General features: G+C 68.8%; 23 protein-coding genes. 3 read left to right on the forward strand and 20 right to left on the reverse strand.

The genetic code is table 11. The annotated features are described in order from the left end of the window. Positions 1-57 precede the first annotated feature (57 nt). Genes IAG44_RS15735 through IAG44_RS15745 form a run of 3 tightly spaced genes read right to left on the reverse strand, consistent with a single transcriptional unit; the run spans position 58 to position 3795 of the window. Positions 58-1410: a hypothetical protein gene (locus tag IAG44_RS15735; protein ID WP_187747747.1), complete on the reverse strand. Its 1353-nt coding sequence runs from the start codon at positions 1408-1410 to the stop codon at positions 58-60. Between the two features lie 16 nt (positions 1411-1426). Next, the gene (locus IAG44_RS15740; protein WP_187747748.1) at positions 1427-2635 is read right to left on the reverse strand and encodes a hypothetical protein; all 1209 of its coding nucleotides are present in this window, start codon (positions 2633-2635) and stop codon (positions 1427-1429) included. Next, positions 2632-3795 (reverse strand): hypothetical protein, encoded by a 1164-nt coding sequence (locus IAG44_RS15745; protein WP_187747749.1) that lies wholly within the window; start codon positions 3793-3795, stop codon positions 2632-2634. Before IAG44_RS15745 ends, IAG44_RS15740 begins: the two co-directional genes overlap by 4 nt. A gap of 137 nt (positions 3796-3932) precedes the next feature. Between IAG44_RS15745 and coaA the strand changes: the two genes are divergently transcribed. Together coaA and IAG44_RS15755 are read left to right on the forward strand one after the other, a co-directional pair. Next, positions 3933-4922 (forward strand): type I pantothenate kinase, encoded by a 990-nt coding sequence (coaA, locus tag IAG44_RS15750; RefSeq protein ID WP_187747750.1) that lies wholly within the window; start codon positions 3933-3935, stop codon positions 4920-4922. A gap of 9 nt (positions 4923-4931) precedes the next feature. Continuing rightward, positions 4932-5852, forward strand: a complete 921-nt coding sequence (locus tag IAG44_RS15755; RefSeq protein WP_187747751.1) for a DUF389 domain-containing protein — start codon at positions 4932-4934, stop codon at positions 5850-5852. 313 nt (positions 5853-6165) lie between these two features. Here the strand turns inward: IAG44_RS15755 and glmM are convergent, their stop codons facing one another. The 3 genes from glmM to rplM all read right to left on the reverse strand — a co-directional run bounded on the left by glmM (position 6166) and on the right by rplM (position 8723). Then, positions 6166-7524, reverse strand: coding sequence for a phosphoglucosamine mutase (gene glmM / locus IAG44_RS15760; protein ID WP_187747752.1), 1359 nt, complete (start codon positions 7522-7524; stop codon positions 6166-6168). A gap of 180 nt (positions 7525-7704) precedes the next feature. Then, on the reverse strand, positions 7705-8232 hold the full coding sequence (gene rpsI, locus IAG44_RS15765) for a 30S ribosomal protein S9 (protein WP_187747753.1): 528 nt from the start codon (positions 8230-8232) through the stop codon (positions 7705-7707). A gap of 47 nt (positions 8233-8279) precedes the next feature. Then, positions 8280-8723 (reverse strand): 50S ribosomal protein L13, encoded by a 444-nt coding sequence (gene rplM / locus IAG44_RS15770; RefSeq protein WP_187747754.1) that lies wholly within the window; start codon positions 8721-8723, stop codon positions 8280-8282. A gap of 356 nt (positions 8724-9079) precedes the next feature. On the opposite strand from rplM, the gene IAG44_RS15775 reads away from it, so the two are divergent. Continuing rightward, complete coding sequence (locus tag IAG44_RS15775; protein WP_187747755.1) at positions 9080-9964, forward strand: hypothetical protein; 885 nt, start codon at positions 9080-9082, stop codon at positions 9962-9964. Here IAG44_RS15775 and truA read toward each other — a convergent pair. The 14 genes from truA to rpsE all read right to left on the reverse strand — a co-directional run bounded on the left by truA (position 9915) and on the right by rpsE (position 18975). Then, positions 9915-10811: a tRNA pseudouridine(38-40) synthase TruA gene (gene truA / locus IAG44_RS15780; protein WP_187747756.1), complete on the reverse strand. Its 897-nt coding sequence runs from the start codon at positions 10809-10811 to the stop codon at positions 9915-9917. The genes IAG44_RS15775 and truA overlap by 50 nt on opposite strands. 72 nt (positions 10812-10883) lie before the next feature. Then, a complete protein-coding gene (gene rplQ / locus IAG44_RS15785; protein WP_187747757.1) occupies positions 10884-11396 on the reverse strand; it encodes a 50S ribosomal protein L17 in 513 nt (170 codons plus the stop codon). A 112-nt stretch (positions 11397-11508) separates the two neighbouring features. Further along, positions 11509-12531 (reverse strand): DNA-directed RNA polymerase subunit alpha, encoded by a 1023-nt coding sequence (locus IAG44_RS15790; protein WP_003966937.1) that lies wholly within the window; start codon positions 12529-12531, stop codon positions 11509-11511. 132 nt (positions 12532-12663) lie between these two features. Then, positions 12664-13068 (reverse strand): 30S ribosomal protein S11, encoded by a 405-nt coding sequence (gene rpsK, locus IAG44_RS15795; RefSeq protein ID WP_055718826.1) that lies wholly within the window; start codon positions 13066-13068, stop codon positions 12664-12666. Positions 13069-13138: 70 nt separating this feature from the next. Beyond that, positions 13139-13519, reverse strand: coding sequence for a 30S ribosomal protein S13 (rpsM, locus tag IAG44_RS15800; RefSeq protein WP_055718827.1), 381 nt, complete (start codon positions 13517-13519; stop codon positions 13139-13141). A 197-nt stretch (positions 13520-13716) separates the two neighbouring features. Continuing rightward, entirely contained in the window at positions 13717-13830 is a 114-nt protein-coding gene (gene rpmJ / locus IAG44_RS15805; RefSeq protein WP_004984509.1) for a 50S ribosomal protein L36, read from the reverse strand. 59 nt (positions 13831-13889) lie between these two features. Beyond that, positions 13890-14111 carry a translation initiation factor IF-1 gene (gene infA, locus IAG44_RS15810; protein WP_003948620.1) on the reverse strand — a complete coding sequence of 74 codons (222 nt, stop codon included), beginning with the start codon at positions 14109-14111 and terminating at the stop codon, positions 13890-13892. A 175-nt stretch (positions 14112-14286) separates the two neighbouring features. Beyond that, a complete protein-coding gene (gene map / locus IAG44_RS15815) occupies positions 14287-15123 on the reverse strand; it encodes a type I methionyl aminopeptidase (RefSeq protein WP_187747758.1) in 837 nt (278 codons plus the stop codon). Between the two features lie 40 nt (positions 15124-15163). Continuing rightward, on the reverse strand, positions 15164-15415 hold the full coding sequence (locus IAG44_RS15820) for a hypothetical protein (RefSeq protein ID WP_187747759.1): 252 nt from the start codon (positions 15413-15415) through the stop codon (positions 15164-15166). A 139-nt stretch (positions 15416-15554) separates the two neighbouring features. Beyond that, complete coding sequence (locus IAG44_RS15825) at positions 15555-16217, reverse strand: adenylate kinase (RefSeq protein ID WP_187747760.1); 663 nt, start codon at positions 16215-16217, stop codon at positions 15555-15557. After that, positions 16217-17530, reverse strand: a complete 1314-nt coding sequence (gene secY / locus IAG44_RS15830) for a preprotein translocase subunit SecY (RefSeq protein ID WP_055718832.1) — start codon at positions 17528-17530, stop codon at positions 16217-16219. Before secY ends, IAG44_RS15825 begins: the two co-directional genes overlap by 1 nt. Positions 17531-17729: 199 nt before the next feature. Further along, positions 17730-18185, reverse strand: coding sequence for a 50S ribosomal protein L15 (rplO, locus tag IAG44_RS15835; protein ID WP_055718833.1), 456 nt, complete (start codon positions 18183-18185; stop codon positions 17730-17732). A 2-nt stretch (positions 18186-18187) separates the two neighbouring features. Continuing rightward, on the reverse strand, positions 18188-18370 hold the full coding sequence (gene rpmD / locus IAG44_RS15840; protein ID WP_005313525.1) for a 50S ribosomal protein L30: 183 nt from the start codon (positions 18368-18370) through the stop codon (positions 18188-18190). Continuing rightward, the gene (gene rpsE / locus IAG44_RS15845; protein ID WP_004984517.1) at positions 18370-18975 is read right to left on the reverse strand and encodes a 30S ribosomal protein S5; all 606 of its coding nucleotides are present in this window, start codon (positions 18973-18975) and stop codon (positions 18370-18372) included. Before rpsE ends, rpmD begins: the two co-directional genes overlap by 1 nt. Between the last annotated feature and the right edge of the window lie 28 nt (positions 18976-19003).

Consider the following 19003-nt stretch of genomic DNA (forward strand, 5'->3'; position numbering starts at 1 on the left):
GACACGCGAAGCGCACCCCGACGGGAACTCCGTTCAGCTCAGAAAGACCCGCTCACCTCACGACGAGCGCCGCCGTCGCGCCACCACCAGCGCGCCGCCGGTCAGGACGAGCGCCCCGGCCCCGGCCGTCAGCCCGGCCACCGGCATCCCGGCCCCGGTCGCCGCGAGCTGCCCACTGCCGCCGGCCGGTGAGGGCGCGGACGAAGGGGAGGGAGTCGGCGTCGGCGTGGGGCTGCCGCTGGGCTTCGGGCTGGGGCTCGGCTTCGGCGTCCCCGCCTTCACGATCTTGAAGACCAGCTCGTCCTTGTCGTTCGCCCGGTTCGGGTCCAGCGGGTTGGCCGAGTAGAGGCTGGCCGGCACCCGGTACTCCGTGCCCGCGGCCGTCTTCGGGAACTTCCAGGTGAAGGCGTACTTCAGCGTCTCGCCGGGGGCCAGCTCGCGGAAGACGTCGCAGATCATGGTGCCCGGGTCGGCCCAGCACGGCGGGTATCCGGGCGACTTGACGGGCCAGTGGTCGAAGCCCATCCAGAAGCTGACCGCGTCCAGCGGCGCCGCGCCGGGGCCGTGGTTGGTGACGGTCACCTCGGTCAGCACCTCCTGACCAACCTTCACCGGCCCCTTGGGCTTCGTCGTCCACTTGACGCCCAGGTCGGCGGGCGTCCGGACGGTGACCTTCTCGGTCCTGACGTTGTTCTCCGGCTTGCTGTCGACGGCGTCCCCGATGTCGACGGTGTTGGTGAACGTCAGCACGGTGCCGGGCGCCACGTCCGCGCCGACCTTCAGCTCGACGTACGCGGACACCTCCCCGACCCCGCCGTTCGGCGTGCAGCTGAGGCTCCGGCCGTCGGCCGACGGCTTGCAGGATCCGCTGGTCGCGTCGTCGATGTCCTTGACGTACGTGACACCGGGCGGCAGCGACAGCGTGAGGCCGGCCCTCTGCACGGTCCCCGTGTTGACGCCGGCGATCGCCCGGACGCCCAGCGAACGGCCGGGCGCGACGAAGTCCGAGTCGGGGTACAGCCGCGCCTCGACGTCCAGCGGCTCGGGCGCGGGCTTGGTACCCGGGTCGGGCGCGGGCTTGGTGCCGGGCTCGGGCGCGGGCTTCGTCCCCGGTTCCGGCGCGGGCTTGGTCCCCGGCTCAGGTGCGGGCTTGGTACCCGGACCGGGCTCGGTCCCCGGCGCCGGCGCAGAACCGGCGTCCGGCGCGGGCGCGGGCACAGGCGCGGGCGCGGACCCGGCGTCCGGCGCGGGCACCGTCCCCGAAACCTCCCCCGCCCCGGACCCAGCCCCGGCCTCCGTCCCGGCCCCCGCCCCCAACTCCCCCTGCGCCGCCCAAGCCCCCGGCCCCGCGAGCAGCGTCAACGCCGCCGCCCCGGCCGCGACAGCGACGCGTCCCCCACGTGCGTACATCAGATGTCTCCCCTGACTATCTCTCGTCCAGAGCACGTCGTCGCGCCCTGGTCCATCCCGCTCCGAAGAGCGCACCGCCGACCCCCACGAGCCCCACCGCTCCCCAGCCGACCGCCCCCAGGCCCCCGCTCCCGGTGACCGCGAGACTCCCGCCGCCCCCGGCGACCGAAGGCGCGGGCGCGGGCGGCGCGGAGGAGGAACCCGATGGCGTGGGCCCGCTGGACGGCGTCGGCTTCGGTGTCGGCTTCGGCTTCACGATCCGGAACACCGCCTCGGCCTGGTCATTGGCCGAGACCGGGTCGTGCCGGCTGGCCGAGTACAGCTCCCCCCGCACCCGGTACGTCGTCCCCGCGGCCTTCTTCGGGAACTTCCACGTGAACGAGTAGGAGAAGGTCTCCCCCGGCGCCAGATCGCCCATGCGGTCACAGATGATCACACCGGGGTCCACCCAGCAAGGGGGATACGACGGCATCGAGGTCGGCCAGTGGTCGAACCCGGGATAGAACTTCACGGTCCCGCTGCCCGACACCCCGGGCCCGTGGTTGGTGACGGTGAACACGGTCCGCACCTCCGTGCCGGCCGCGACCGGCCCCGCCGGCGACATGCTCCACGTGACGCCCACGTCGGCCGGTTCCATCACCCTGATCGTCCAGTCGTCCACGTCGTTCGCCGGGTTGCCGTCCACGGCGTCCCCGATGTCCGCGGCGGCCCGGAAGTCCAGCTTCGTCATCGGCGGCAGCCCGTCCGCGACCTTCACCCGCACCTTCGCCATGACCTGCTTCGTGTTCCCGTCGTCCGCGACACACGTCAGCGTCCGGCCCCCCGACGGCGCACACGTCCCGTTCGTCTGCCCCGCCATGTTCCCCAGATACGTCACCCCCTCGGGCAACGTCAGCCGCAACACCAGCGACGGCGTCGTCTCGAACAGGTTCTCCGCGATCGCCCAGATCCCGAACGTCTCCCCGGCCCACACGGACCCGAGATCCGGCCACATCCGCGCGGTCGCGTCGATACCGGCCTTGCCCTTGGGCGCGGGAGACGAGGAGTCAGCGGACGGCGACGGCGATCCCGACACGGACGGCGACGGCACCCCGGACACCGACGGCGACACCGACGGGGACGGCGACGGCGACGGCACCCCGGACTCCTCGGCCCAAGCCCCCGGCCCCGAACCCAACGCCAGCACCGCCGCCCCCGCCACAAGCCCGGCCCACCGACGCCTCACCGCCCCCACCCCCGCCTCCACCCGAGCACGAGCCCGAACAGCCCACCCCCGACGACAACCAGCCCGACGGCCCACCCCAGCATCCCCGGCCCGACCCCGGCCCCGGTCTCCGCGAGGTTCCCCCCGCCCCCGGCGACGGAAGGCGCGGACGCGGACGCGGAGGCGGAGGCGGACGAAGAGACCTCCGGCGACGGAGTCGGAGTCGGAGTCGGCGAAGGCGACGGCTTGGCCCCACCGGGCAGCTTGGCGACCTTGAAGACCAACTCGTCCTCGTCATTGCCGGGAACCGGATCCTCGGGGTCGTCGAACAGCGTCTCGGCCGACGCCCGCACGGTTCTCCCCGCGCTCTCCTTCGGGAACCGCCACTTCATGACGTACGTGCGGCTCTCCCCCGGCGCGAACGCCTTCTCCCACTCGCAGATCAGGTGGTAGCTGTCGGCCCAGCACGGCGGCGGGGGCTGCTCGTAGGGCCAGAGCCGGTAGTCGTTGGCGAGCGTCGACATCTCCACGCCGCCGGGCCCCCAGGTCGTCCGGTCGGAGTGGTTGGTGACGACCAGCTTCGTCGTGACCGACTCCCCCGGCTTCACGGACGTCTTCGGCGAGACCCACTCGACCCCGAAGTCGGCGCCCCTGCGCACCTGGAGCGTCGTCGAGGCCGTGTTGTCGGCGGGGTGGGTGTCGGGCTCGTCCCCGGTCGCGGCGGTGACGGTGACCGGCAGATCGGTGCCCGGCTTGAGGTGACTCCCGACGATCACCTGCAACCGGTACGCCAGCGGCCGGGCCGGCGAGGACTGCGACGTACAGGTCACACTCCGCTTGTCCGGCGCGTTCACGCACTCCTTGGTCTCGGCCGGATCCTCCAGGCTGGACACGTACTCCAGCCCGGCCGGCAACCGGACCACCAGCGACAGCTTCTCCGGCGCCCCGCTGACGACGTCCGCCCCGACCGCCAGGAAAACCCGCTGCGCCGGCGCGACGTCCCCCGGCGGCGCACTCAACGACGCCCGCACATCGACGGGCCCGACGACCCGCCCCTCAGGAGACGCGGACGGCGACGGCGAAGCCGTCTCGGCACCCGCCCCCGTCACCCCCACACCCCCCACCAGCACCGCCACAACCCCCACCGCCAGCCCCCGCACCACTCCCAGCCCACGACGCATGACGCGCCCCCTCTTCTCCCATGTGGCCCGAAGTGACCTGTTGGACAGCCGACACACAGGAACGGTTGTACGCGATACGGACCCCGGAGTGACGGACCCCACCAACCGACGCGTTCAAACTCCGTTAACAATGGACTGTGATCTCTCCGGTCTCCTCGATCCCCCGGAGCGCCCACCGGCACAGGCCGGAGGCGACTCCCTACGTCGACCTCACCCGCACCGAGTGGAGTGCCCTGCGGGACAAGACGCCGTTGCCGCTGACGGCCGAGGAGGTCGAGAAGCTGCGCGGCCTGGGCGACGTCATCGACCTGGACGAGGTGCGGGACATCTACCTCCCGCTCTCCCGCCTGCTCAACCTCTACGTCGGCGCGACGGACGGCCTGCGCGGCGCCCTCAACACCTTCCTCGGCGAACAGGGCTCCCAGTCGGGGACGCCGTTCGTCATAGGGGTCGCCGGTTCGGTGGCCGTCGGCAAGTCGACGGTCGCCCGCCTCCTCCAGGCCCTCCTGTCCCGCTGGCCGGAACACCCCCGCGTCGAGTTGGTGACGACGGACGGCTTCCTCCTGCCCACCCGCGACCTCGAGGCCCGCGGCCTCATGTCCCGCAAGGGCTTCCCCGAGTCCTACGACCGCCGCGCGCTGACCCGTTTCGTCGCCGACATCAAGGCGGGCAAGGACGAGGTGACGGCCCCCGTCTACTCCCACCTCATCTACGACATCGTCCCCGGCGAGAAGCTGACCGTCCGCCGCCCCGACATCCTCATCGTCGAAGGGCTCAACGTCCTCCAGCCCGCCCTGCCGGGCACGGACGGCCGCACCCGCGTCGGTCTCGCCGACTACTTCGACTTCAGCGTGTACGTCGACGCCGCGGCGGACGACATCGAGCGCTGGTACCTCAACCGGTTCCGTAAACTCCGGGCGACGGCCTTCCAGGACCCGGACTCCTACTTCCGCAAGTACACGCAGGTCTCCGAGGACGAGGCCATCGACTACGCGCGCGGCCTCTGGCGCACCATCAACAAACCCAACCTGCTGGAAAACATCGCCCCCACCCGCGGCCGTGCGACCCTGATCATCCGCAAGGGCCCCGACCACAAGGTCCAACGCCTGCACCTGCGCAAACTCTGAAAGCCGGCCATGCTGCACCTGCGCCTGATCACCCCGCCCGAGACGACGAACGACGCGGTCCGCCTGATCGAGAAGACCGTGGGCACCACCCACCTCGTCGTCCTGCCCGGCGCCGCCCGCAACCCCTCGGGCGACGTGGTCATGTGCGACGTCGCCCGCGAGGCCGGCGACCAGCTCCTCGCGTCCCTCCGGTCCCTGGGCCTGGACCGCACGGGCTCGATCGCCGTGGAGAACATCGACCTCTCCCTGTCCCTGCGCGCGGACAAGGCCGAGGCGGAGGCGCCCGGCGAAGGCGCGGACGCGGTGCTGTGGGAGCACCTCACCGACGCCACCCACGAGGAGTCGACCCTCTCCCTGACCTACGTCGCCTTCCTCACCCTCGCCACGATGATCGCCGCGTGCGGTGTGGTCCTCGACAACGCGATCCTGATCGTCGGCGCGATGGCGGTGGGCCCGGAGTTCGGCCCCCTGGCGGCCCTGTCGACGTCCATCGTCCGCAAGGCCCCCAAACTGGCGGCCCGAGCCCTCACGGCCCTCCTGGTCGGCTTCGCCGTGGCCATGGTCCTCACCGTCGGTTTCAGCTGGCTCATGAACGCGGCCAACCTCTTCCACGAGTCCGACCTGGAGGGCGCCCGCCCCAACACCGACTTCGTCTACGCCCCCGACGCCTTCAGCTTCGTCGTAGCCCTCCTCGCCGGCGCCGCCGGCACCCTCTCCCTCACCTCCGCCAAATCCGGCGCCCTCGTAGGCGTGGCCATCTCCGTCACCACAGTCCCCGCAGCCGCCAACGCCGCAGTAGCCCTCACCTACGGCGACCCCCGCCAGACCTGGGGCTCAACAATCCAGCTCCTGCTGAACTTGCTGGGCATTGTCCTGGCAGGAGTAGCAACACTGCTGGCGCAAAAATGGCTCTGGAAAAAACAACGCTGAGCGCGAAAACGACCAGCAACCACGCAGTTCAGAAGCGCCGGCCTGCACCAATCTGCGGCCACCACCACACGGACGCGACAAGCCACAACACACCCGCACCCCCAAACCCGGCGAGCAACCACGTCCTTCAGGGGCGCGGGGCTGTATCAATCTGCGGCTACCGCCGCGCGGGCGCGACAAGCCACAACACACCCGCGCCTTCAAAACCGGCGAGCAACCACGTCCTTTAGGGGCGCGGGGAACTGCGCGACAAGCCACGACGAACCCGCGGCCCGACCACCACAGAACCCCCCACCCCGAACCGCCCCGGCCCTTACCCCAGCGCCGACTTCACCGCATCGGCCAACCGAGACGCCACAGACTGCGCCTGCCCCTGATCAGCCGCCTCCACCATCACCCGAACCAACGGCTCGGTCCCGGACGGCCGCAGCAGAACCCGCCCGGTGGCCCCCAACTCCCGCTCGGCCTCGGCAACAGCGGCCGCCAGCTCCGCGGACGTGGACACCCGAGCCCGATCGACATCAGGCACATTGATCAGCACCTGCGGCAACCGGGACATCACCCCGGCCAGCTCCCGCAGAGACTTCCCGGTCTCGGCAACCCGCGCCGCCAGCATCAGCCCCGTGAGCGTCCCGTCCCCCGTGGTCGCGTGATCGAGGATGATGACGTGCCCGGACTGCTCCCCCCCGAGCGCGTACCCGTGCTCCTTCATCGCCTCCAGCACATACCGGTCCCCCACCCCCGTCTGCACGAGCGACAGCCCCTCCCGCTCAAGCGCGAGCTTGAACCCGAGGTTGGACATGACGGTCGCGACAACGGTGTCGCTGCGCAGCACCCCCCGCTCCCGCATGGCCAGCGCGAGCACCGCGAGAATCTGGTCCCCGTCGATCTCCTCACCGGTGTGGTCGACGGCAAGACACCGGTCCGCGTCCCCGTCGTGCGCGATCCCGAAGTCGGCCCCGTGCGCCAGCACCGCCGCCTTGATCTTGTCGAGGTGGGTAGACCCGTACCCGTCGTTGATGTTGAGCCCGTCCGGCTCGGCCCCGATGGTGACGACGGACGCCCCGGCCCGCGAGAACGCCTCCGGCGAGACCCGAGCGGCAGCCCCGTGCGCCTCGTCGAGGACGATCTTCAGCCCGTCGAGCCGGTTGGGCAGGACGCCGATGAGGTGGGCGACGTACCGGTCGAACCCCTCGTCGTAGGACCGCACGCGCCCGACCCCGTCCCCGGTCGGCCGCTCCCACGGCTCCCCGTGCCGGTGCGCCTCGTACACCGCCTCGATCCGGTCCTCCAGCTCGTCCGCGAGCTTGTGCCCGCCCCGCGCGAAGAACTTGACCCCGTTGTCGGGCATCGCGTTGTGGCTCGCGGAGAGCATGACCCCGAGGTCGGCCCCGAGTACGCCCGTGAGATAGGCCACGGCCGGCGTCGGCAGCACGCCCACCTTCAGGACGTCGACCCCGGCACTCGCGAGCCCCGCGACGACGGCCGCCTCAAGGAACTCCCCGGACGCCCGCGGATCCCGTCCGACGACAGCCGTGGCCCGGTGTCCCTCGAACGTTCCCGCCTCGGCGAGCACATGCGCCGCCGCGACGGACAGCCCGAGCGCCATCTCGGCCGTCAGATCCGCGTTGGCCACCCCGCGCACGCCGTCGGTACCGAAGAGTCGTCCCACTTGTCCTCCTGAGGAAGCGTCACTTGCCGGAGATCATCCGATCGGATAAGCCTTTGAGCGTCTTGTGCCGTTATACGCCCAAGGCCGCGATAAACGAATGCCCCGACGGCACAGGCGTGCCGCCGGGGCATTCGGAGTACGTCTCGCTGACGCAGTACGTACGTGCAGGGCAGCGAGCGATTAACGCTTGCTGTACTGCGGGGCCTTGCGGGCCTTCTTCAGACCGGCCTTCTTACGCTCGACGGCGCGGTCGTCACGGCGGAGGAAGCCCGCCTTCTTGAGGGCGCCGCGGTTGTTGTCGACGTCGGCCTCGTTCAGCGCACGGGCGACACCGAGGCGCAGCGCACCGGCCTGGCCGGAGACGCCGCCACCGGCGATACGCGCGATGACGTCGTAACGGCCTTCGAGCTCGAGCACCTTGAAGGGCTCGTTGACTTCCTGCTGGTGCACCTTGTTGGGGAAGTAGTCCTCAAGGGTGCGCCCGTTGATCTTCCACTTGCCGGTGCCCGGAACGATCCGGACACGGGCGATGGCGTTCTTGCGACGGCCCAGGCCGGCGGCCGGCTGGGGGTCGCCGAAGCGGGAGGCGAGGGACTCGGAGGTGTACTCACCCTCCAGCGGAACCTCGGACTCGGTGGTGTAGCTGTCGATGTCGAGCTCGGCGAGCTCGGTCTCCTCGATCGGCTGTTCGGCAGTGGTCTCGGCCACGGTGATTCCTCAGACTCTCTTTGGCTTGATGTGGGTCTAGGCCGGTGTTACTGCGCGACCTGGGTGATCTCGAACGGCTGCGGCTGCTGCGCGCCGTGCGGGTGCTGGTCACCCTTGTAGACCTTCAGCTTCGAGAGCATCTGACGGCCCAGCGTGTTCTTCGGGAGCATGCCCTTGACGGCCTTCTCGATGGCCTTCTCCGGGTTCTTGTCCAGCAGCTCGTCGTAACGGACGGAGCGCAGACCACCCGGGTACCCGGAGTGGCGGTAGGCCATCTTCTGGGTCCGCTTGTTGCCGGAGAGGTGCACCTTGTCGGCGTTGATGATGATGACGAAGTCACCGGTGTCGACGTGGGGCGCGTAGATCGCCTTGTGCTTGCCGCGCAGGAGGGAAGCGGCGGTGCTGGCGAGACGGCCCAGGACGATGTCCTGAGCGTCGATGACGTGCCACTGGCGAGTCACATCGCCGGGCTTGGGGCTGTACGTACGCACTTCGCAGCCTTCTTCTTCAGGGATGGGTGCTGACACATGGCATCACTGAAGCGATCGTGCAGCTGGGGACGACAAATATGCCGGGACACCGCCCGTATGCCGCCCACTGGTAACTGCTCCAGGGAACCTAGGTAAGGGCGTCCCGTATGAGAACGAGCATGCCGATACACAACGACTAGGCAGAATACCCGGCGTCCCACGGACGGGTCAAAACGAGCCCCCAGGAGCCCGCCCGGAGCCCGCCCGGACCCCGCTGGGAACTGCCTCACACCCAAACGCGACATCTTCGGGTGAGTGGGTTTCAAAGCTTCCCGAGGCCGCCCCACCGGTGTGTCGCCCCGTCTAGGATGCGGCGCATGAGCTATGGGCAGGGGGGACCTCAGTCCCAGTGGGATCCGTGGAAACCGAACTCCCAGCAGCCGTGGAACAGCGAGAGCGGCGGCGGCACGGCGAGCCCCGACTGGGCCGCCCTGGCGGAGGCGTCGGAGTCCCGGAACAAGCGCAAGCGGATCTTCCTGATCGGCGGCGGCGCGGTCGCGACGCTGGCCATCGGCACGGCCGTCGCGATGGCCGTCGTCTCCGCGAACGACACCGGCACGGCCAACAACCCGACGTCGTCCCTGCCGGCCGCCGGTGACCTGCCGAGCGCGTCGAGCACCCCGTCCTTCGCGCCGACGACGGCCCCGCCGCCCCTGAACCCCAAGGAGTTCATCTCCGACAAGGCGAAGGACACCGCCCCCAACGGCCCCCACCTGCTCTTCCCCGGCACCCAGGTCACCCTCGGCTCCGGCCTCTACCGCAAGGGCCCGTCCTCGGACACCACGAACTGCGCCTCCGTCGCCCAGGGCTCCCTCCCGAAGGTCCTCACGGCCGACGGCTGCACCCGCCTGATCCGCGTCACCTACGTCAAGGACAAGATCGCCACGACCGTCGGCGTCGCCGTCTTCGACACCGAGGCCAAGGCCCTCAAGGCGAAGCAGGACGCCGACGACAAGAGCTTCGTGAAGCCCCTCAGCGGCAACGGCATAGGCGCCTTCTGCAACGGCGCCGTCTGCCGCTCCACCACCAACTCCTACGGCCGCTACGCCTACTTCACGGTCTCCGGCTTCACCGACGGCAAGAACGTCACCAAGACCGACACGGCCGTCTTCAAGGCCGGCGACGACCTCGCCGAACTCGCCTTCCAGCAGATCAACCGCCGGGGCGAGACCCAGGCGTCAGCGGCTGCCGAGGCGCCCTGACCCCGTGCACGACCCCCCGCACCCGGCGGGCCTGCGACTGCCGCTCGGCCAGCAGCCCGTCCGCCGGGTAGGCGACCTCCTCCAAGGTCAGCCCCAGCGCCCGCACGACATGGACGGCGCTGTCGCGCACCCCGGCGTCCAGCACCTTCCGCGGCCACTCCACGCCCCGGTGCCCGTCCCCCACGAACAGCAGCGCCCCCACCATCGACCGCACCTGGTTGTGGCAGAACGCGTCGGCCCGCACCTCGACCTCCACGACCCCGTCCGCCCGCCGCCGCGCCCCGAAGTCGAAGATCTCCCGCACGGTCGAGGCGCCCTCCCGCTTCTTCGCGTACGCGGCGAAGTCGTGCTCCCCGACGAGAGTCTTCGCGGCGGCGTCCATCGCGGCCACGTCGAGCGGCCAGTCGTGCCACAGCACGTGGTTGCGCAGCAGCGGATCCACCCCGCCCGCCTGGTCCCCCACCCGGTACACGTACCGCCGCCACAGCGCCGCGAACCGCGCGTTGAACCCTGGCGCCGCCTCGGTGAGCGCCCACACCCGCACGTCCTTCGGCAGCCGCCCGGCGAGCCGCTTCAGCAGCTTCTCCCGGTGCTCCCCCCACACCTCTTCCGGCAGGTCCACGTGCGCCACCTGCCCCCGCGCGTGCACCCCGGCGTCCGTCCGCCCCGCCACGGTCAGCTCGTGGACGGCGTCCCCGGACCGCGTGACCGTCCGCAGCGCGTCCTCGATCTCCCCCTGGACCGTCCGCTTCCCCCCGGCCTGCTTGGCCCACCCGTGGAAGCCGGTCCCGTCGTAGGACAGGTCGAGCCGCACCCGGACGAACCCGGGCCGCACCTCGTCACTCACGCAAAGCTCCTCTCAGCAACGGAAAAGCGGGCCCGCTCCCGAAGGAACAGGCCCGCTCCACACCGCGAACGCTTACGCGTCCTTGGCGTCGTCCTTGGCCTCGGCGGGAGCCTCGGCGGCCTCGGTCTCCTCGACCTTGGTCTCCTCGGCGGCCTTCGCCTCCTCGGCCTCCTTGACCGCGCGCTTCGTCGCGGCCTCGGCCTCGCCAGTCGCCTGCTGCGCGACCGTCAGCGCCTCGACCAGCTCGATGACGGCCATGGGCGCGTTGTCGCCACGGCGGTTACCGATCTTGGTGATGCGGGTGTAGCCACCGGGACGGTTCTCGTACCGCGGGCCGATCTCGGTGAAGAGCGTGTGGACGACGCTCTTGTCCGTGATGACCTGCAGCACCTGACGACGGTTGTGAAGGTCACCCTTCTTCGCCTTCGTCACCAGCCGCTCGGCGTACGGCCGCAGCCGACGCGCCTTGGCCTCCGTGGTCGTGATCCGACCGTGCTCGAAAAGGCTCTTCGCGAGGTTCGCGAGCAGCAGCTTCTCGTGCGCGGCGCTACCACCGAGACGAGCACCCTTGGCGGGCTTGGGCATGTTTCTCTCCTGTGTTCTGCCCCGGCCGTATCAGGTACCGGGGTCAGTATCCGAGCGGGCGGTCGCCCGTCGGAGATCCGAGCGAAGCTCGGAGTCAGTACTGGTACCAGTACTAGTACTGCTCGGTCTCGACGAAGCCCGCGTCCGCGTCGTCGTCGGCGCCGAAGGCGTCAGCGGCGGCGGTCGGGTCGAATCCGGGCGGCGAGTCCTTGAGCGCGAGGCCCATACCCGCCAGCTTCGCCTTGACCTCGTCGATCGACTTCGCACCGAAGTTGCGGATGTCGAGCAGGTCGGCCTCGGAACGAGCGACGAGCTCACCCACGGAGTGGATGCCCTCACGCTTGAGGCAGTTGTACGACCGAACGGTGAGCTCAAGCTCCTCGATCGGCAGCGCCAGGTCAGCGGCGAGGGCGGCGTCCGTCGGGGACGGACCCATGTCGATGCCCTCGGCGTCGATGTTCAGCTCACGGGCGAGCCCGAACAGCTCGACCAGCGTCTTACCGGCGGAGGCCATGGCGTCACGGGGACGCATCGCCTGCTTGGTCTCGACGTCGACGATCAGCTTGTCGAAGTCGGTGCGCTGCTCGACACGGGTCGCCTCGACCTTGTACGTGACCTTCAGCACCGGCGAGTAGATCGAGTCGACCGGGATGCGCCCGATCTCCTGACCCACCTGCTTGTTCTGGACGGCGGAGACGTAACCACGGCCGCGCTCGACCGTCAGCTCCATCTCCAGCTTGCCCTTGCCGTTGAGCGTGGCGAGGACGAGGTCGGGGTTGTGCACCTCGACACCGGCCGGCGGCGCGATGTCGGCGGCGGTGACCAGACCCGGGCCCTGCTTGCGCAGGTACATCACGACCGGCTCGTCGTGCTCCGAGGAGACGACCAGCTGCTTGATGTTGAGGATCAGGTCGGTGACGTCCTCCTTGACACCCGGCACGGTGGTGAACTCGTGCAGGACGCCGTCGATCCGGATGGACGTCACAGCGGCGCCCGGGATCGAGGAGAGGAGCGTACGGCGCAGGGAGTTGCCGAGGGTGTAGCCGAAGCCCGGCTCCAGCGGCTCGATGACGAACCGGGAGCGGAACTCGTCGACGACCTCTTCGGTCAACGAGGGACGCTGAGCGATCAGCATGTGGTGATTCCTTCAGTCATGGGCGCCCGCTATTTGACGCCCGACTCAGTACTACAAGGGTACGGGCGATACGACTGAAAAGCCGTACCGCCCGAAAACCTCAGACCAAGCAGCCTGCGTCGGATCAGAAGATCAGACGCGGCGACGCTTGGGCGGACGGCAGCCGTTGTGCGGGGTGGGCGTGACGTCCTGGATGGAGCCGACCTCGAGACCCGTGGCCTGGAGGGAACGGATCGCGGTCTCACGACCGGCGCCGGGGCCCTTGACGAAGACGTCGACCTTGCGCATGCCGTGCTCCTGCGCGCGACGGGCGGCCGACTCGGCGGCCATCTGCGCGGCGAACGGCGTGGACTTGCGGGAGCCCTTGAAGCCGACGTGGCCGGCGGAGGCCCAGGAGATCACGTTGCCGCTCGGGTCCGTGATGGACACGATCGTGTTGTTGAACGTGCTCTTGATGTGCGCCTGGCCGTGCGCGACGTTCTTCTTTTCCTTGCGGCGCACCTTCTTGGCAGCGCCCTGACGACCCTTGGGGGGCATCTAGTTACTCCTACGGGGAGGTGGTCGGTCCTACAGCGAAGACCGCTGATGAAGCGAAGTCCGCTGTGGACTACTTCTTGCCCGGCTTCTTCTTGCCGGCGATGGCGCGACGCGGGCCCTTGCGGGTGCGGGCGTTGGTGCTGGTGCGCTGGCCGCGGACGGGCAGGCCACGGCGGTGACGCAGACCCTGGTAGCAGCCGATCTCGACCTTGCGGCGGATGTCGGCCTGGATCTCGCGACGGAGGTCACCCTCGGTCTTGATGTTCGCGTCCACGTACTCACGGATCGCGACGAGCTGCTCTTCGCTCAGGTCGCGGACGCGGGTGTCGGGGTTGATGCCGGTCGCAGCGAGAGTCTCCTGCGACAGGGTCCGGCCGATGCCGAACACGTAGGTGAGGGCGACCTCCACGCGCTTGTCGCGCGGGATGTCAACACCGGAAACGCGTGCCATTAAATGGCTCCTGGTGATCATCGGAGGTCTTCCGCAGGACCGGATCCCCGCTCGCCGTATGAGGTACGAACCGGGTCCCCGGCCTCCGAACCGGGGGTGTCAGACACACACATGTGTCTGGGTCCTGCGTATGAACAAATTCAGCTCGCGTCGCGCGAAGATTTCTGCGGATGCAGAGGGTGTGGATCGGGTTGCGATCAGCCCTGGCGCTGCTTGTGGCGCGGGTTCTCGCAAATGATCATGACCCGACCGTGACGGCGGATCACCCTGCACTTGTCGCAGATCTTCTTGACGCTCGGCTTGACCTTCATGGGATTGAGGTTCTCCGGGTCAGTGCCACCACCCCGCCGAAGCGGGATGCGGGCAAGATCTACTTGTATCGGTAGACGATCCGGCCACGCGTCAGGTCGTACGGAGACAGCTCCACCACGACCCGGTCGTCAGGGAGGATACGGATGTAGTGCATCCGCATCTTTCCGCTGATGTGTGCCAGGACCTGGTGGCCGTTCTGGAGCTCGACCTTGAACATCGCGTTCGGCAGAGACTCGACGACAGTGCCCTCGATCTCGATGGCACCTTGCTTCTTGGCCACGCTTCGCCCTTCGAATCGACTACCTTGATCGACTCCCGCTGGCGCATCCAGACACACGAATGCACGAAAGCCGACGCGTCAGTCTACGTCACCCCACCCAGAAAGACGAATCGAGGAGGATGCCCCACCGCTGAGATCCTTAACCCCTCCGCCGTCAAAGACCCCCCGCACGCCCCTACGCCAACGGGTCGGGCGCCGCGGTCACCCCGTACTCGGCCAGCTTCGCCCTACCCCCGTCGGGGGCCGTCAGGACGAGGGGCCCGGCTTCCGTGAGGGCGACGGAGTGCTCCCAGTGGGAGGACCAGGTGCCGTCGGTGGTGATGACGGTCCAGTCGTCGGCCAGGACCTCGGTCTTGGGGGTGCCGAGGGACACCATCGGCTCGATGGCGAGGCAGAAGCCGGGGACGAGCTTGGGCCCCTTGCCGCGCTTGCGGTCGACGTAGTTCAGGAGGTGCGGGTCCATGTGCATCTCCGTGCCGATGCCGTGGCCGCCGTAGTCCTCGATGATCCCGTACCGTCCGCCCCCGGCCTTGGGCTGCCGGCGGATGTACGTCTCGATGGCCCGGGACACGTCCACCAGCCGGTTGCCGAGCCGCATCGCGGCGATCCCGGCCCACATCGACTCCTCGGTCACCCGGGACAGCTCGACCAGCTCGGGCGCGTGCCCCGACCCCACGAACGCCGTGTACGCCGCGTCCCCGTGCCACCCGTCGACGATGGCCCCGCAGTCGATGGAGATGATGTCCCCGGACTTGAGGACGACCTCGTCGGACGGGATCCCGTGCACGACGACCTCGTTCACGGACGTGCAGATGGTCGCCGGAAACCCGCCGTACCCGAGGAAGTTGGACTTGGCCCCGTGCTCCGCGAGCACCTTGCGGGCGACCTCGTCGAGGTCCCGCGTGGAGGCTCCTGGCACCGCCGCTTCCCGCGTGGCCGCATGGATCGCCGCGACGACCAGCCCCGCAGCCCGCATCTTGGCAATCTGCTCGGGACTCTTGATCTGCACCATGCTGGGTTGCGCCTCCTGGGCCACGGTCGTTTTCGGCACCTCAGAATACGCCCACGCACGCACGTACGCCGAAGCGAGCGGAGTAGACGGCGCCCCCACCGTTCCAGCACAGCTTCATCTCGTGCGGCTTGTTGAGGTAGATGTCGTACTCCTTGGTGTCACACCCCTCGCCGCCGCCGTCGTCGATGAACTTCATCGTGCCACGGCCGTTCGGCAGGCTGAGGTTGACGTCGGTGGCGAACGCGGGCGCGGACGCGGCGACGATGCCGCCGCGCTTGGGCAGAGTCTTCATGTGTTCTCCCCGTTAGGGGCCCCGAGAACGGCCCAACTCCACGGGGGCATACGGACCAAGAGCCCACACGCAGCTCGCGCACGCGGAAGCCCCCGTCGTCCCTGAGGGACGACGGGGGCTTCCGAAGGAGCAGTGGGGCCTACTGAGCGGCCTCGTCACGCTGCAGGGCCTCCATCGCGCGCGCGGTGACCTCGTCCACCTTGCCGAGGGCGGAGATCGTGACGACCAGGCCCTGGGTCTTGTAGTAGTCGATGATCGGCTCGGTCTGCGTGTGGTAGACCTCGAGGCGCTTGCGGACGGTCTCCTCGGAGTCGTCGTCGCGCTGGTACAGCTCACCGCCGCAGACGTCGCAGACGCCGTCCTGCTTCGGCGGGCTGTACGTCACGTGGAAGACGTGACTGGAGTCCTCGCGGCAGATCCGCCGCCCGGCGATCCGCTTGACGACCTCTTCCTCGGGGACCTCCAGGTCCAGCACCGCGTCCAGCTTCATGGACTCGGTGCGGAGCATCTCGTCCAGCGCCTCGGCCTGCGAGACGTTGCGCGGGAAGCCGTCCAGCAGGAAGCCGTTCTCGGCGTCCGGCTGTTCCATGCGGTCCTTGGCCATTCCGATGGTGACCTCGTCCGGCACCAGGTTGCCCGCGTCCATGTAGGACTTCGCGAGTTTCCCGAGGTCGGTCCGCTGGCTGATGTTGGCGCGGAACAGGTCGCCCGTGGAGATGTGCGGGATCGACAGATTCCTGGCCAGGAACGCGGCCTGCGTTCCCTTCCCGGCGCCCGGCGGCCCGACGAGGACGATTCGCATCAGCGGAGGAACCCTTCGTAATTGCGCTGCTGGAGCTGGCTCTCGATCTGCTTCACGGTCTCCAGACCGACACCCACGATGATCAGGATGCTGGTACCGCCGAACGGGAAGTTCTGGTCTGCCCCGAAACCAGCCAACGCCATCGTCGGGACGAGAGCAATCAGACCCAAGTACAGCGAGCCCGGCCAGGTGATCCGGTTGAGCACGTAGGAAAGGTACTCAGCGGTCGGTCGGCCAGCCCGGATGCCCGGGATGAAGCCACCATACTTCTTCATGTTGTCGGCAACTTCCTCGGGGTTGAAGGAAATCGCCACGTAGAAGAAGGCGAAGAACACGATCAACAGGAAGTACAGCGCGATGTGCACCCCGGCCCGGGTGTTGGCCAGGTTCTGGGTCACCCAGGTCGCCCACCCGGCCTGCGAGTTGGAGAACTGGACGATCAGCGCCGGGATGTAGAGCAGCGACGAGGCGAAGATGACGGGGATGACGCCCGCCTGGTTCACCTTGAGCGGGATGTACGTCGAGGTGCCGCCGTAGGACCGGCGCCCGATCATGCGCTTCGCGTACTGGACCGGGATACGGCGCTGGGCCTGCTCGACCAGGACGACGAGGCCGACCATGACGAGGCCGACGGCGATGACGGTGCCGAACTCGATCCAGCCGCCGGCCAGGGTGCCCTGCTTCTTGATGGCCCACAGCGCGGACGGGAAGGTCGCGGCGATCGAGATGAACATGAGGATGGACATGCCGTTGCCGATACCGCGGTCGGTGATCAGCTCACCGAGCCACATGACGAGGGCGGTACCGGCGGTCATGCAGATGACCATCACGATGGTGGTGAAGATGTCGCGGTCCGGCACGATGCTGCTGGCGACGCTGCAGCCGGAGAAGAGCGAGCCGCTGCGGGCGGTGGCGACGAGGCCGGTGCCCTGGAGGATGGCGAGCGCCACGGTCAGGTAGCGGGTGTACTGCGTGATCTTCGCGGTACCCGCCTGCCCCTCCTTCTTGAGGGCTTCCAGGCGCGGGATCACGACGGTCAGCAGCTGGAGGATGATGCTCGCCGTGATGTACGGCATGATCCCCAGCGCGAAGATCGTGATCTGCAGCAGCGCGCCGCCGCTGAACATGTTGATCAGCCCGAAGAGGCTCTGGTTGCCGGACGCCTCGTCCACGCACTGCTGGACGGACTTGTAGTCGACGCCCGGGATCGGAACGTGGGTACCGACCCGGTAGACCACGACGATACCGAGCGTGAAGAGCAGCTTCTTGCGCAGGTCGGGCGTTTTGAACGCTCGGGCGAACGCGGTGAGCACGGTGCCTCCTGCGACCCCCGCGCATCTGCGTCAAGGGTGACGGTCTGAGGTTCGACGATTGGGAAGGACGGTGGTGAAAACAACAGCGCAGGCCACCTTACCGGCGACACTGCCCCCTCTGGAACGACCGACCGGGGATACCCCTTTTGTGGGGTATCCCCGGTCGGGATCGCTCATGTCATCGAGACGCCTGACGTACTCAGACGAGCTCGGTGACCGTGCCGCCGGCGGCGGTGATCTTCTCCTTGGCGGAGCCGGAGACGGCGTCGACCGTCACCTGCAGCGCCACGGAGATCTCACCCTGGCCGAGGACCTTGACGAGGCTGTTCTTACGAACGGCACCCTTGGCCACCAGACCCTCGACGGTGACCTCGCCACCCTCGGGGTAGAGCGCGGCCAGCTTGTCGAGGTTCACGACCTGGAACTCGGTCTTGAACGGGTTCTTGAAGCCCTTGAGCTTCGGGAGACGCATGTGGAGGGGCATCTGGCCACCCTCGAAGCGCTCCGGAACCTGGTAACGGGCCTTGGTGCCCTTGGTGCCACGACCGGCCGTCTTACCCTTCGACGCCTCACCACGACCGACACGGGTCTTCGCGGTCTTGGCGCCGGGGGCCGGACGGAGGTTGTGGATCTTGAGCGGGCTGTTCTCCGCCATGATCAGTCGACCTCCTCGACCGTCACGAGGTGGCGGACGGTGTGCACCATTCCGCGGAACTCGGGGCGGTCCTCCTTGACGACCACGTCGTTCAGGCGCTTGAGCCCGAGCGAACGCAGGGTGTCACGGTGGTTCTGCTTGCTGCCGATGTAGGACTTCGTCTGCGTGATCTTGAGGCGGGCCATCAGACACCCGCTCCCGCACGCGCCCGCAGCAGAGCCGCGGGGGCGACGTCCTCCAGGGGGAGGCCACGGCGAGCCGCGATCTCCTCCGGGCGCTGGAGACCCTTCAGGGCCTCCACCGTCGCGTGGACGATGTTGATCGCGTTGTCGGAGCCGAGCGACTTCGACAGCACGTCGTGGATACCGGCGCACTCCAGGACGGCGCGCACCGGGCCACCGGCGATAACACCGGTACCGGGGGAAGCCGGCTTCAGGAGAACGACGCCGGCCGCCTTCTCACCCTGGATCGGGTGCGGGATGGTGCCCTGGATACGGGGGACCTTGAAGAAGTGCTTCTTGGCCTCCTCAACACCCTTGGCGATGGCGGCCGGCACCTCCTTGGCCTTGCCGTAACCGACACCCACGGTGCCGTCACCGTCGCCCACCACGACCAGCGCGGTGAAGCTGAAGCGACGACCACCCTTGACAACCTTGGCGACACGGTTGATCGCGACGACGCGCTCTACGTACGCGGTCTTCTCGGCGGCAGCAGCGCCGCCGTCACGGCCCTTCCGGTCCCGCCGCTCGCCGCCACCGGCACCGCCACCGCGGCGCTGGGGTCCAGCCATTGGATTACCTCTCTCTTTCCGCTAGCTA

The sequence above is a fragment of the Streptomyces roseirectus genome (assembly GCF_014489635.1).
Lineage (GTDB): Bacteria > Actinomycetota > Actinomycetes > Streptomycetales > Streptomycetaceae > Streptomyces > Streptomyces roseirectus.